The organism is Streptosporangium longisporum, assembly GCF_039534895.1.
GTDB classification, from domain to species: domain Bacteria; phylum Actinomycetota; class Actinomycetes; order Streptosporangiales; family Streptosporangiaceae; genus Streptosporangium; species Streptosporangium longisporum.
In genome coordinates this window covers 95485-108051 of the sequence record NZ_BAAAWD010000007.1, presented here as the reverse complement: position 1 = coordinate 108051, position 12567 = coordinate 95485, and the positions used below count along the sequence as shown (strand labels likewise).

Sequence of the window (12567 nt, the reverse complement as noted above, 5' to 3'; positions counted from 1 at the left end):
GCACGCTCCAGGGGCGTGTCCCGGCTGCTGTGGCAGGACCCCGGCCAGGTGAGGCTCGGCATGCGGAGGTTCCGGCTGGGACCGGCACGCGACCTGCTGGAGGAGGCGGGACGGTCGTTCACGACCGGCTTCAACGCGATGGTCGCCGGAGAGCCCGGACGGATCGACGACCTCCGCGACGACCTGCGCGGTTTCGCGTACGAGGGTGCCGGCATGGCCTGCGCGACCCTCGACCTGCTCACCCTCACCGGCGGGCGCCGGCTGAGGGAGCTGCTGAGCGGGCAGGGACTGCTCCATCCGCACCTGATCCACCTGGGCACCGGCTGGGCGTACGCCCGCATGCGGCTGCGGCCGATGTGGGGCATCCGCTCGGTCCACCCGCTCCTGCGCTGGATGGCCCACGACGGGTTCGGCTTCCACCAGGGCTTCTTCTGCGCCGACCGTACGGTGGGCCGCCAGCGCACGGCCGGGCTCATGGACCGTACCCGGCGGGCGATCTTCGACCAGGGGCTGGGGCGGATGCTCTGGTTCCACGAGTGCGCGAGGGCGGACGACGTCGCGCTGCGCATCGCCGAGTTCCCCGCCGGTCGCCGCGCCGACCTGTGGAGCGGAGCGGGCCTGGCCGCGACCTACGTGGGAGGCGCGAGCACCAGGGACCTGGAGAGGCTGGCATCGGCCGCGTCCGGGGACGGCTTCCGCGCCCACCTCGCCCAGGGCTCCGCCTTCGCCTGCGCCTTCCGGCTGATCTCGGGCGTCGTCCCCGACCACACCGTCGCCGCCGCCCCCGTGCTCTGCGGGGCCGAGGTGGACGAGGCCGCGGCCTGGACGGACACCGCCCTCGTCGCGCTGGGCCACAACGCCTGCAGCGGTGAGGACTACCAGGCCTGGCGGGCGGGGATCCGGAAGGCCTGGGCACGCCGCGACCGCGACACATGACGACGTGCCACGACGGCGGCCCGTGACAGCGACTCGCGACGGCGACTCGCGACGGCGTACCGCGGCGACGGCCCGCGGCGACGGCCCGCGACGGTGACTCGGACGGTGACTCGGACGGTGAGACGGTGACTCGAAGGGGCGATGACCGCGATGTCGGGAGTTCGCAGGTACGCGGCCGGGGCTCTGGCCGTGGTGTCCATCGTCACCGGCTGGCGGCTCGCCCTCCCGCCGGAGCCTCCCGTCGCGGGAACGACCGCCTTCTCCTTCCACGCCAGGCCGCTGAGCCCACCCACCGCACCCGGTGACCGGGTCCTGCGGACGGTCGCGCCCGGGTACGCGAACGTCCGGGGCTGGGTGTCGGCGCCGGGGGCGGCGGTCGCGCTGTTCGACGTGGACGGCGAGGTCGTCGCCGACGACGTCTGCCTGGTCGACCCCCGTCGTGACACCGTGACCGTCAGGCCCGCGCCGGGCACCTCCCGGTCCTACCGGCCGTTCACGCTGGTCCCCCCGGACCGCAGGCCGTACGAGGCCCCGACGGGGTGCCTGCCCGCCGATCTCGACCAGGACGGCTGGGAGGACCTGGTCGTCTACTACTGGGGGCGCTCCCCCTCGCTGTTCCTGCGGGTGCCCTGGGCGGTGCCGTCCGGGACGGCCTTCCGGCACCGTCCGCTGACCACCGAACGGGAGATCTGGAACACCGGCGCCGCCACGGCCGGTGACTTCGACGGGGACGGCCGCCTGGACCTGGTGTTCGGCAACTACCTCCCCGACGGCGTCCTGGCGCTGGGCGGGGCCCGTACCGGCACCGGTACCGGCAGCGACGAGGCCGTGATGCCCGACTCGCTGTCGGCCGCCTCCAACGGCGGCACCGACCGGCTCTACCGCGCCACCGGACCGGCGACCTTCGCCGAGGCCGAGGGGGTGTTCGACGAGCTCGGCGGCGGAGGCTGGACGCTCGCGCTGGGCACCCAGGACCTCGACGGCGACGGGCGTCCCGAGCTGTACGTGGCCAACGACTTCGGCCCGGACCGGCTGCTGGTCAACGAGTCGGCGCCCGGCAGGATCAGGTTCACCGAGGCCCTGGGGCCGACGGACCCGGCGACCCCCCGTTCCCGCGTCCTGGGCCGGGACTCGTTCAAGGGCATGGGGGTCGGCTTCACCGACCTCAACACCGACGGCAGGCCGGACATCCTGGTGAGCAACGCCACGGGGGAAGGCGGGCCGCACGAGAGCAACCTCGCCTTCGTGTCCGGGCCCGGCGGGCTGCACGCGGGGCTCGCTCCCTACCGCGACCGCGCCGGGGAGCTGGGACTGAGCCGGGGCGGCTGGTCCTGGGACGTGAAGGCGGCCGACTTCGACAACGACGGCACCGACGAGATCATGCACGCGACCGGGTTCCTCAGGGGCGAGGTGGACCGGTGGGCACAGCTGCACGAGGCGGCCTCCACCGGTGACCTCTTCCTCTCCCGTCCGGCGTTCTGGCCCGTCCTGGACGCCGGGGACGACGTGTCCGGGCGTGAGGCCGACACGTTCTACACCGCGGGCCCGGACGGCCGGTACGCGGACGTGGCCGCCTCGGCCGGGGTCGGCGGCGACGCGGTGAGCCGGGCCTTCGCCGTGGGGGACGTGGACGACGACGGGCGGCTGGACTTCGCGGTCGCCAACCAGTGGGCGCGGTCGGTGCTCTACGGCAACCACGGTCCCACGGCGCCGTTCGTGGGCCTGCGGCTCCGCCTGCCCGCCGGTTCCTGCGGCACGCCCGCCCCGGCGGGTCCCGGGCCGACGCGGGCCGCCATCGGGGCCGTCGCCACGGTGCGCCTGCCCGGTGGCGGCACGCGGACCCGTCAGCTCTACCCCGCCGTGGGGCACAACGGCTTCTCCGCGCCCGAACTGCTCTTCGGTCTCGGCGCGGACCTGCCGGTCTCCCCCCTCGCCGTCGAGGTCTCCTGGAGGGACGCCTGCGGTAAGGCCCGTACCGCGTCGATCTCCCTCGAACCGGGCTGGCACCGGGTCCTGCTGGCGGACGGACGCGCCGTCGAGGTCCGGCCATGAGAACCGGCCGCGACGGCCCCGGCGGGCGTGGCGGGCGTGGCGGGCGGCGACGGGGCCGGGCGTCGCGGTGGGCGGCGGCGTCCCTCACCCTGCTCACCGTGCTCGGGCACACCGTGCTCGGCTTCGAGCAGCCCTGGTCGGCACCGGTCGCCGGGGCGCTCACCGGGGTCGTCGCCGCGCTCGTGCTGGAGACCGTGGAGGCGCGGGCGTGGCGGCGTCCGGTGCGCTACCTCGGGGTCCCCGGGGCCCGCGTCCTCGACCTCCTCCTGCCCTCCTACGTCTGCGGCCTGCTCTGCGCCATGCTGCTGTACGGCGGCGGGAGCCCCATGCCGGTCGTGCTGGCCGTCCTGGTCGGCGTCGGCAGCGGGTACGTGCCGCGCGTACGCGCGCGTCGTCCCGCGCGCGGCACGAATCCGCGGGCCACGGCGGGGCGGGCCGCGACGGGGCGGGCCGGGGGCGGGGACGTGCCGGGCCGGCCGTTCCTGAACCCGGTGGCCACCGGGGTCGCCGCCGCGCTCCTGCTGCTGCCCCATGCCTCCCTGGCCCCGTCCCACCAGTTCACCGCCTGGGTGTCGGGACCGTTCGACCTGATCGTGCCGTCGGCCGTGCTGGCCGCGGGCGCGGTGCACGCCTGGCTCGCCCGCAGGTTGCCGCTGCTCCTGGGATGGGTGGCCGGGTTCGCCGCCCAGGCGCTCGTCAGGGGGTGGCTCACCGACGTCTCGACGGTCGCCGCGCTGCTTCCGATGACCGGGACGGCCTTCGCGCTCTACGCCGGTTACGTGATCACCGACCCGGTCACGTCCCCGGCGCGGCCCCGCGAACAGGCCGGGTTCGGCCTGGCCGCCGCGGCGGTCTACGGGCTGCTGGTCCAGGGGCACGTCGTCTTCGCGCCGTTCCTCGCCCTGGTGGTCGTCTGCGCGGGGCGGGAGCTGGGACCGGCCCTGCCGGCCCGTCTCCTTCCCTCCCCACGCTTCGTCCCGTCCCTCCCCCGGCCGTCCGGCGGGACACCGGACGCGGGCGTCCCCGGCCGGGAGGTCAGCCGATCCCCGGGCCGACCCGCTCCAGCACCCGCAGCGACCCCTCCTGGCGGACCTCCCTGAACGCGCCCGAGTCGAGCACCCGCCGGTACACCCGGTACGGCGCCTGGCCGCCCGTGGCCGGGTCGGGGTAGATGTCGTGGAAGACCAGGGCTCCGCCCTGCATGACGTGCGGGGCCCATCCCTCGTAGTCCTCGGTCACCGGCTCCTCGGAGTGACCCCCGTCGATGAAGAGCATCGCCAGCGGGGTGTTCCAGAACCGGGCGACGAGCCCGGACCTGCCGACGATCGCGATCACCTCCTCCTCCAGGCCGGCGGCGGCGATGGTGGCGCGGAAGGTGGGCAGCGAGTCCATCTTGCCGAAGCGGGGGTCCATCAGCGTGGGGTCGTGGTGGGCCCAGCCGGGCTGGATCTCCTCGGAACCACGGTGGTGGTCCACGGTGAAGACCACGGAACCGGCCTGCCGCGCGCCCGCGCCGAGGTAGACGGCGGACTTCCCGCAGTAGCTGCCGATCTCGCACACCGGGCCGCGTGATCCGTACTCGGCGGCGGTCTCGAACAGCGCGAGCCCCTCGGCGTGGGGCATGAAACCCTTGGCGCGCTGGGCGGCGTACAGCAGGTCGGCGGGCATGGTGGCGATGCTCATCACAGCAGACTATTGGACACCGAATAATATTCCATACGGCCCTTGCCCGACCCTATGGAACGTGTTCTACTTTGCACCGTGAACCAGCGCGCCCGCATCACGATGTCCGACGACGAGGTGGCCACCCTCATCGGCGAGTCACGGAAACTGCAGCTCGGAACCATCAACCCGGACGGCACACCGCACCTGGTGACCATGTTCTACGGGCTGACCGAGGGCAGGATCTCGTTCTGGACCTACGGCAAGGCCCAGAAGACGCGCAACATCGAACGCGACGCGCGGGTGAGCTGCCTGATCGAGGCCGGGGAGGAGTACTCCGACCTTCGCGGCGTCCTGGTCTACGGGGTGGCGCGCAGGATCGACGACGGCGAGGGGGTCCTCGGCGTCGGCATGACGGTGGCCAGGCGCATGGCCGGGATGCCCGACGCGGAGGAACTGCTCACCGAGTACGTGGCCTACACCGGCCGCAAAAGGGTCGCCTTCACGGTGGAGCCCACTCGAGTGATCTCATGGGATCACCGTAAGCTCGCCGACGCCGACTGAGGAGGCCCATATGAAGATCAAAGTCGACTATCTGGTGTGCGAGGCCAATGCGATCTGCACGGGACTCGCTCCGGAGGTCTTCGAACTCGACGACGACGATCAGCTGCACCTGCTGCTGCCTGAGCCACCGCCGGAGATGATGGACCGCGTCCGGCACGCCGTGCGGTCCTGTCCCAAAGCCGCCCTCTCCCTCGAGGAGAACTAGGAGGACCCCATGCGTGGTGCGCTTCTGCATGCCGTCGGCGACGACATGCTCGACATCCGCGACGACTTCACCCTCGCCCCGGTGGGCCCGACGGACGTTCGCGTCAGGATCAGGGCCACCGGGGTCTGTCACTCCGACCTTTCGGTGATCAACGGTGTGCTGCCGATGCCGCTGCCGGTGATCCCCGGCCACGAGGGAGCGGGCGAGGTGGTCGAGGTCGGCGACTACGTGACCTCGGTACAGCCCGGTGACCACGTCATCATCAACTGGGTCCCGACGTGCGGAAGCTGCGCGAACTGCCTGGTCAACCAGCCGTTCCTGTGCACGACGTACGTCATGGACAGCTTCATCAACGCCCGCTTCCGCTACGACGGCGACACCCCGGCGTTCGGCATGGCCGGATGCGGCACCTGGTCGGAGGAGGTCATCGTGCCCTGGCAGGGCGCGATCCGGGTCGACCCCGAGGTGCCCTTCGAGGTGGCGGCCCTGATCGGCTGCGGCGTGACCACCGGTGTCGGCGCGGCGCTCAACACGGCCAAGGTACGGCCCGGCTCGACCGTCGTCGTGATCGGCGCCGGCGGCATCGGCCTGTCGGTGATCCAGGGGGCCCGCATCTCCGGCGCGAGCACGATCCTGGCGATCGACCCGCTGGAGTCCAAGCACGCCCTGGCCAAGAAGGTCGGCGCCACCCACGCCATCACCCCCGGCGAGCTGAACGACGCGATCGGCACGCTCACCGGCGGCACCGGGTTCGACTACGCCTTCGAGGCCGTCGGCAAGTCCGCCACCATCATGACGGCCTGGCAGGCGGCACGGCGCGGCGGCGAGGTGATCGTGGTGGGCGCGGGCGCGATGGACGACATGGTCTCGCTGAGCGCCTTCAGCCTGCTCTTCGAGGGCAAGACGCTGCACAGCTCGATGTACGGCGGCTCGGACGTCCGGCGTGACTTCCCGTTCTTCGCCGGCCTCTACAAGGCGGGCAAGCTCGACCTGGAGAGCATGATCAGTTCCCGGATCGCGCTGGCCGACCTCAACGACGCGGTGGCGGCGCTGCGCGGCGGCGAGGTGCTGCGCCAGGTCGTCGTCCTGGACTGAGGTTCCCGACGGCCCCGGGAGACGCCCGGGGCCGGTCCGTCCCGCGACGGGACGGACCGGCCCCGGACCTGTGAGAGATCACCCGGCGGAGATCACCCCGTACGGCTCACTCGGTGGAGAAGGCCGCGTCGAAGGCGGTGGCAGGCGGGGTGATCGCGTTGAGGCGGCGGATGGTGGCCAGCGCGTCGGGCGCGCCGTCCAGGCGGTCCATGCCCGCGTCCTCCCACTCGATCGAGATCGGCCCGCTGTAGCCGATCGCGTTCAGCGCGCGGAAGCAGTCCTCCCAGGGCACGTCCCCGCGGCCGGTGGAGACGAAGTCCCAGCCCCGGCGCAGGTCGGCCCAGGCCAGGTGGGAGGAGAGCCGTCCGCGCCGGCCGTCGCCGGTGCGGACCTTGGCGTCCTTGCAGTCGACGTGGTAGATCCGGTCGGCGAAGTCCAGGATGAAACCGACCGGGTCGATCTCCTGCCAGACCATGTGCGAGGGGTCCCAGTTCAGCCCGAACGCGGGCCGGTGGCCGATGGCCTCCAGGGTTCGCACGGTGGTGTGGTAGTCGTAGGCGATCTCGCTGGGGTGCACCTCGTGGGCGAAGCGCACCCCGACCTCGTCGAAGACGTCCAGGATCGGGTTCCACCGGTCGGCGAAGTCGGCGTAGCCCGCCTCGATCATCGACGCCGGGACCGGCGGGAACATCGCCACGGTGTGCCAGATGGACGAGCCGGTGAAGCCGACCACCGTGTCGACGCCCAGCTTCGCCGCGGCGCGGGCGGTGTCCTTCATCTCCTCGGCGGCACGCCGCCGTACGCCTTCGGGCTCGCCGTCGCCCCAGATGCGGGCGGGCAGGATGCCCCTGTGCCGCTCGTCGATGGGGCTGTCGCAGACGGCCTGGCCGAGCAGGTGGTTGGAGATGGTCCAGACCTTGAGGTTGTGCTTGGCCAGGATCTCCAGCCTGCGCTCGACGTAGCCGTCCTCGGAGACCGCCTTGTCGACCTCGAAGTGGTCGCCCCAGCAGGCGATCTCCAGGCCGTCGTAGCCCCATCCGGAGGCCAGCCTGCAGACCTCCTCGAACGGCAGGTCGGCCCACTGGCCGGTGAACAACGTGATCGGCCTGCTCATGTCTCCTCCACGGGGGTGAGTCGGGACTGCTCCGCGGCGCTGCGTTCGACCGCGGCCAGCACGCGCTGGACGCGCAGCCCGTCGTCGAACGACGGGGCGGGGGCGGTACCGGCGCCGAGGGCTTCGACGAAGTCCTTCACCTCGTGGGTGAAGGTGTGCTCGTACCCGAGACCGTGTCCCGGTGGCCACCACGCCCCCGCATAGGGGTGGCCGGCCTCGGTGACCAGGATCCGGCGGAACCCCCCCTCCTCGGCGGGCAGGGCGTGGTCGTGGAACCACAGCTCGTTCATCGCCTCGAAGTCGAAGGCCAGGCTGCCGGCCGAGCCGTTGATCTCGATGCGCAGCGCGTTCTTGCGCCCGGTGGCGAAGCGGGTGGCCTCGAAGGAGGCCAGGCCGCCACCGCTGAGCCGGCCGATGAACAGTGCCGCGTCGTCCACGTCCACGGTACCCGTCGGCCTGACAGCGTCCTCGCCGTCCTCGCCGTCCCGGTCCGCCGCGGCCGACAGCCCGGCCGAGCTCTCGGCCAGGGGGCGCTCCTTGACGAACGTCTCGGTCAGCGCGGAGACCTCGGTGAGGTGCTGGCCGGTGATGAACTGGGCGGTGTCGATGATGTGCGCGCCGATGTCGCCCAGCGCCCCGGAGCCGGCCAGCTCCTTGCGCAGCCGCCACACCAGCGGGAACTCCGGGTCGACGATCCAGTCCTGCAGGTACTGGGCCCGCACGTGGCGGATGTCTCCCAGCCGGCCCTCGGCGACCCAGCGGGCCGCCTGCGCGATCGCCGGCACCCGCCGGTAGTTGAAGGCCACCATGGCGTACACCCCGCGCGACGCCGCCTCCCTCGCGGCCTCGGCCATGGCCTCGGCCTCGGCGACCGTGTTGGCCAGCGGCTTCTCGCAGAGCACGTGCTTGCCGGCCCGCAGGGCGGCGATCGCGATCTCCGCGTGGGAGTCGCCGGGGGTGCAGATGTCGACCACGTCGACGTCGTCGCGGGCGATCAGCGCCCGCCAGTCGGTCTCCACGGCCGCCCAGCCCATCTGCTCGGCCGCTCGCGCGGCCCCCTCGGGCGAGCGGCCGCACAGCGCGGCCATCACCGGCCGGACCGGCAGGTCGAAGAAGGCCGAGACGCTGCGCCAGGCCTGGGAGTGCACCCGGCCCATGAACGCGTACCCGACCATGCCGATCCCCAGTGTCGGCCTCTCCTCGTCCGGACGGCTCATCAGGACTCGAATCCCAGCGGCAGGTAGGCGTCCACGTTCTCCTTGGTGATCGTCTCCGAGGCCAGGGTGATCGACTGCGGCACCTGCTTCTCCATCAGGTCGCTCATGCCCTTGCCCTGCGCGACCAGGCGGGCCAGCTTGATCGCCGAGGCCGCCATCGTCGGGCTGTAGGTGACCGTGGCCTTCAGCACGCCGTTGTCGGCCTTGATGTCGCGCATCGCGTTGGCCGAGCCGGCGCCGCCGACCATGAAGAACTCGCTCCGGCCGGCCTCCTTGATGGCCGCCAGCACGCCGATGCCCTGGTCGTCGTCGTGGTTCCAGATCGCGTCGATCTTCTTGTGCGCCTGCATCAGGTTGGCCGCGACCTTGGTGCCCGACTCCACGGTGAACTGCGCGTCCTGCTTGGCGGTCACGCTGAACCCGTAGGTCTTGAGCGCGTCCTCGAAGCCCTTGCTGCGGTCCTGGGTCAGCGGCAGCGTGGCGATGCCCTGGATCTCCAGGATCACCGGGTTGGCCACGCCCTTGTCCTTGAGCGTCTTGCCGATGTAGTGCCCGGCCGCGACGCCCATGCCGTAGTTGTCGCCGCCGATCCAGGTGCGGTACGACAGCTTGTCGGGGAAGACCCGGTCCAGGTTGATCACGGGGATGCCCGCGTCCGAGGCCTGGCGGGCGATCTGGTTGAGCTGCTGCCCGTCGTTGGGCAGGATCACCAGCGCGCCGACCTTGGCCTGGATCAGCGACTCCACCGCCGAGATCTGCGCGTTGATGTCGTTGGTCGGCTCGACCGGCTTGAACTCCACGTCCGAGTACTCCTTGGCCGCGGCCTCGGCGTTCTTGGCGATCGCGGCGATCCATCCGTGGTCGGCCGCGGGGGCCGAGAACCCGATGACGACCTTCTCGCCGGGCGCCTCGTTGCCGCCGGTCGGAGCCGGTGCCGGGGCGGCCGCCGAGCTCGCCGCGGCCGGTGCCGCGGGCTCGTTGCTCGTGCATCCGGTGACCAGCGCACCCGCGCCGATGACCGCCCCGCCGAGCAGGAAACCCCTGCGCGCGACGTTCTCTGCCATGACCGTGCTCCTTTTTCGGAATTGAGTCCCGGGAACGGACCCGGGGGGAAGATCGTGAAAGGTCGAGGGGGACGTGACCTGGCGAGAGGGGCTAGGTCGCGGTTCGGAGGCTGCGCCGCTGGAGCAGCACGGCCACCACGATGATCAGGCCCTTGGCCACCAGCTGGTCGCTGGTGTTGAGGCCGTTGAGGATGAACAGGTTCGTGATCACGGTGAAGATCAGCAGGCCCAGGATCGACCCGATGATCGATCCACGGCCGCCGGTGAGCAGCGTGCCGCCGATGATGACCGCGGCGATCGCGTCCAGCTCGTACAGGTCACCGTGGGTGGAGGAGCCGGTGGTGGTCCTGGCCATGATCAGCACGGCCGCGATGCCGCAGCACAGGCCCGACAGCGCGTACAGCGCCACGGTGTGCCGGCGCACGTCGATGCCGGCCAGCCGGGCCGCCTCGGGGTTGCCGCCGACGGCGTAGGTACGGCGCCCGAACGTGGTGCGGTTGAGCAGCACCCAGCCCAGCACCACGACGACGGCGAAGATGTAGACCAGCAGCGGGATGCCCAGCACCCGGGTGGTCGACAGCCCCACGATCGCCTCGTTGCCCTGCTGCACGAGCTGGGTGCGGCGGTTCGACATCCGCTGGGCCAGCCCTCGGGCGGCGACCAGCATCGCCAGCGTCGCGATGAACGGCACCATCCGCCCGTAGGCGATCAGCAGGCCGTTGACCAGGCCCGCGCCCGTGCCGACCAGCACCGCACACACGATCATGACGAACGGCCCGTACGCCTGGGTTGCCAGCGTGGTGGCCCAGACCGAGGCCAGCGCCATCAGCGCGCCCACCGACAGGTCGATGCCCCCGCCGATGATGACGAAGGTCATGCCGACCGTGATCACCCCGATGGTGCCCGCCAGCGACAGGATGCTCACCATGTTGGAGGTGGTGGCGAAGGTGTCGGGCACCGTCACCAGGCCCACCACCGCCAGCAGCACCAGCGCGACCACCAGTCCCAGGTGGGGGACGTCTCCCAGGCGGGTGAGCAGGCTGTCCGGGGCCGCGGGCGCGCGGCCCTGCCCCGTCGCCCGTACCTTCTCGTCCACCGACGGCGGCCGGGACTCGCTCATACCGGACTTCCTTCCATGATCATGTCGAGGACGGCGTGCTCGTCCAGCTCTCCGGCGGCGGCCTCGCGGACGATGCGGCCCTCCCTGATCACCAGCACCCGGTCGGCCAGGCCCAGCACCTCGGGAACCTCGCTGGAGACCAGCAGGACGCCGATCCCGTCGTCGGCCAGCCGCCGTACCAGCGCGTACAACTCCGCCCGTGCTCCCACGTCCACCCCGCGCGTGGGCTCGTCCAGCAGCAGCAGCCGGCGCTCGTTGAGCAGCCAGCGCGCCAGCACCGCCTTCTGCTGGTTGCCGCCCGAGAGCGTCTTGACCGGCCGTTCGGGGTCGGACGGCCGGATGTCCAGCGCCTCCACCATGGCCCGCGCGTCGGCCGCCTCGCGGCGCCGGTCCATCCAGCCCAGCCGCGAGTAGCGGCCCAGGCTCGCCAGGCTGATGTTGCGCGAGACGCTCTGGTCCAGCAGCAGCGCCTGGGCCTTGCGCTCCTCCGGCGCCAGCCCCATGCCCATCCGGACCGCGTTCCCGGTGCCGCCGCGGCCCACCGGACGGCCCTCCAGCGTCACCCGGCCGGAGAACTTCCGGGCCCCGTAGACGGCCTCGATGATCTCCGAGCGGCCCGAGCCGACCAGCCCGGCCAGACCCACGATCTCCCCGGCCCGCACCGAGAACGACACGTCCTCGACCCGGCCGGGGACGCTCAGGTTCTCCACGCGCAGCACCTCGGCCCGGTCCTGCCGCGCACCGGCCTCGAGCCGGTCGGGGAAGAGGTACTCCACGGTGCGGCCGGTCATCAGCGAGATGATCTGGGAGGTCGGGGTGTCCTTGGCCGGCAGGCCCACCGCGACCGTGCGGCCGTCCTTGAGGACGGTGACCCGGTCGCCGATCTCGCGGATCTCCTCCAGCCGGTGCGAGATGTAGACCACCGCCACGCCCTGCGCGGTCAGCTCCCGGATGATCCGGAACAGGTTGCCCACCTCGTCGTGGGCCAGGGCCGCCGACGGCTCGTCCATGACGATCAGGCGGGTGTCGTGCGAGAGCGCCCGCGCCATGCTCACCACCTGCTTGGCGGCCGGTGAGAGCCGCCCCACCTCGGTCGACGTGCGGATCTCGCCGTGCCCGAGCCGGGCCAGCACCTCCCGGGTCGCCCGGGCCGCGGCCCCGCGCCCCACGAAGCCCAGCCGGGCCGGCTCGTGACCGAGGAAGACGTTCTCGGCCACGCTCAGCCCGTCGACCAGGTCGAGCTCCTGGTAGATCGTGGAGATTCCCAGCCGGATCGCCGCGATCGGGCTGGACAGCCGCACCTCCTCGCCACCGAAGGTGATCGTGCCCTCGTCGGGCTGGTGCGCCCCGGCCAGTGTCTTGATCAGCGTGGACTTGCCCGCGCCGTTCTGGCCGAGCAGGCAGTGCACCTCGCCGGGCAGCACCTCCAGGTCGACGCCGTCCAGGGCGCGCACACCGGGGAACTGCTTGACGATCCCTCGCATGACGAGCAGGGGTGTGGCTTCGGACATGGGGCCTCGCTGCTTCATCGTGGGGCC

At 72.1% G+C, this 12567-nt stretch carries 12 protein-coding genes; 6 read left to right on the top strand and 6 right to left on the bottom strand.

Annotated elements, in window-relative coordinates:
- The first annotated feature begins 15 nt into the window (after positions 1-15).
- The 3 genes from ABD832_RS13495 to ABD832_RS13485 all read left to right on the top strand — a co-directional run bounded on the left by ABD832_RS13495 (position 16) and on the right by ABD832_RS13485 (position 4088).
- Positions 16-936: a DUF1702 family protein gene (locus ABD832_RS13495; protein ID WP_344893775.1), complete on the top strand. Its 921-nt coding sequence runs from the start codon at positions 16-18 to the stop codon at positions 934-936.
- A 141-nt stretch (positions 937-1077) separates the two neighbouring features.
- The gene (locus ABD832_RS13490) at positions 1078-2988 is read left to right on the top strand and encodes a CRTAC1 family protein (RefSeq protein ID WP_344893772.1); all 1911 of its coding nucleotides are present in this window, start codon (positions 1078-1080) and stop codon (positions 2986-2988) included.
- Complete coding sequence (locus tag ABD832_RS13485; RefSeq protein ID WP_344893769.1) at positions 2985-4088, top strand: enediyne biosynthesis protein UnbU; 1104 nt, start codon at positions 2985-2987, stop codon at positions 4086-4088. Before ABD832_RS13490 ends, ABD832_RS13485 begins: the two co-directional genes overlap by 4 nt.
- On the opposite strand, the gene ABD832_RS13480 is transcribed toward ABD832_RS13485, so the two are convergent.
- Complete coding sequence (locus ABD832_RS13480; RefSeq protein WP_344893766.1) at positions 4024-4671, bottom strand: class I SAM-dependent methyltransferase; 648 nt, start codon at positions 4669-4671, stop codon at positions 4024-4026. The genes ABD832_RS13485 and ABD832_RS13480 overlap by 65 nt on opposite strands.
- 78 nt (positions 4672-4749) lie before the next feature.
- Here ABD832_RS13480 and ABD832_RS13475 point away from each other — a divergent pair, with 78 nt between their 5' ends.
- Genes ABD832_RS13475 through ABD832_RS13465 form a run of 3 tightly spaced genes read left to right on the top strand, consistent with a single transcriptional unit; the run spans position 4750 to position 6514 of the window.
- Positions 4750-5214, top strand: a complete 465-nt coding sequence (locus ABD832_RS13475) for a pyridoxamine 5'-phosphate oxidase family protein (RefSeq protein ID WP_344893763.1) — start codon at positions 4750-4752, stop codon at positions 5212-5214.
- Positions 5215-5224: 10 nt separating this feature from the next.
- Positions 5225-5419, top strand: a complete 195-nt coding sequence (locus ABD832_RS13470; protein ID WP_344893760.1) for a ferredoxin — start codon at positions 5225-5227, stop codon at positions 5417-5419.
- A gap of 9 nt (positions 5420-5428) precedes the next feature.
- Positions 5429-6514 carry an alcohol dehydrogenase catalytic domain-containing protein gene (locus tag ABD832_RS13465; RefSeq protein ID WP_344893757.1) on the top strand — a complete coding sequence of 362 codons (1086 nt, stop codon included), beginning with the start codon at positions 5429-5431 and terminating at the stop codon, positions 6512-6514.
- Positions 6515-6620: 106 nt separating this feature from the next.
- Here the strand turns inward: ABD832_RS13465 and ABD832_RS13460 are convergent, their stop codons facing one another.
- From ABD832_RS13460 to ABD832_RS13440, 5 genes are all read right to left on the bottom strand, one after another.
- Entirely contained in the window at positions 6621-7628 is a 1008-nt protein-coding gene (locus ABD832_RS13460; protein ID WP_344893754.1) for a sugar phosphate isomerase/epimerase family protein, read from the bottom strand.
- Positions 7625-8845 carry a Gfo/Idh/MocA family protein gene (locus ABD832_RS13455; RefSeq protein ID WP_344893751.1) on the bottom strand — a complete coding sequence of 407 codons (1221 nt, stop codon included), beginning with the start codon at positions 8843-8845 and terminating at the stop codon, positions 7625-7627. Before ABD832_RS13455 ends, ABD832_RS13460 begins: the two co-directional genes overlap by 4 nt.
- The gene (locus ABD832_RS13450) at positions 8845-9909 is read right to left on the bottom strand and encodes a substrate-binding domain-containing protein (RefSeq protein ID WP_344893748.1); all 1065 of its coding nucleotides are present in this window, start codon (positions 9907-9909) and stop codon (positions 8845-8847) included. The genes ABD832_RS13455 and ABD832_RS13450 overlap by 1 nt, the downstream gene beginning before the upstream one ends.
- A 91-nt stretch (positions 9910-10000) precedes the next feature.
- Positions 10001-11029, bottom strand: a complete 1029-nt coding sequence (locus ABD832_RS13445) for an ABC transporter permease (RefSeq protein ID WP_344893745.1) — start codon at positions 11027-11029, stop codon at positions 10001-10003.
- On the bottom strand, positions 11026-12540 hold the full coding sequence (locus ABD832_RS13440; RefSeq protein WP_344893742.1) for a sugar ABC transporter ATP-binding protein: 1515 nt from the start codon (positions 12538-12540) through the stop codon (positions 11026-11028). The genes ABD832_RS13445 and ABD832_RS13440 overlap by 4 nt, the downstream gene beginning before the upstream one ends.
- Positions 12541-12567 lie beyond the last annotated feature (27 nt).

What these genes read in the sequence shown, in the direction of transcription:
- ABD832_RS13455 (WP_344893751.1), bottom strand. Translation starts at nt 8,845, where the DNA reads ATGAGCCGTCCGGACGAGGAGAGGCCGACACTGGGGATCGGCATGGTC.
- ABD832_RS13460 (WP_344893754.1), bottom strand. Translation starts at nt 7,628, where the DNA reads ATGAGCAGGCCGATCACGTTGTTCACCGGCCAGTGGGCCGACCTGCCG.
- ABD832_RS13480 (WP_344893766.1), bottom strand. Translation starts at nt 4,671, where the DNA reads ATGAGCATCGCCACCATGCCCGCCGACCTGCTGTACGCCGCCCAGCGC.
- ABD832_RS13490 (WP_344893772.1), top strand. Translation starts at nt 1,078, where the DNA reads ATGACCGCGATGTCGGGAGTTCGCAGGTACGCGGCCGGGGCTCTGGCC.
- ABD832_RS13470 (WP_344893760.1), top strand. Translation starts at nt 5,225, where the DNA reads ATGAAGATCAAAGTCGACTATCTGGTGTGCGAGGCCAATGCGATCTGC.
- ABD832_RS13450 (WP_344893748.1), bottom strand. Translation starts at nt 9,909, where the DNA reads ATGGCAGAGAACGTCGCGCGCAGGGGTTTCCTGCTCGGCGGGGCGGTC.
- ABD832_RS13465 (WP_344893757.1), top strand. Translation starts at nt 5,429, where the DNA reads ATGCGTGGTGCGCTTCTGCATGCCGTCGGCGACGACATGCTCGACATC.
- ABD832_RS13485 (WP_344893769.1), top strand. Translation starts at nt 2,985, where the DNA reads ATGAGAACCGGCCGCGACGGCCCCGGCGGGCGTGGCGGGCGTGGCGGG.
- ABD832_RS13440 (WP_344893742.1), bottom strand. Translation starts at nt 12,540, where the DNA reads ATGTCCGAAGCCACACCCCTGCTCGTCATGCGAGGGATCGTCAAGCAG.
- ABD832_RS13445 (WP_344893745.1), bottom strand. Translation starts at nt 11,029, where the DNA reads ATGAGCGAGTCCCGGCCGCCGTCGGTGGACGAGAAGGTACGGGCGACG.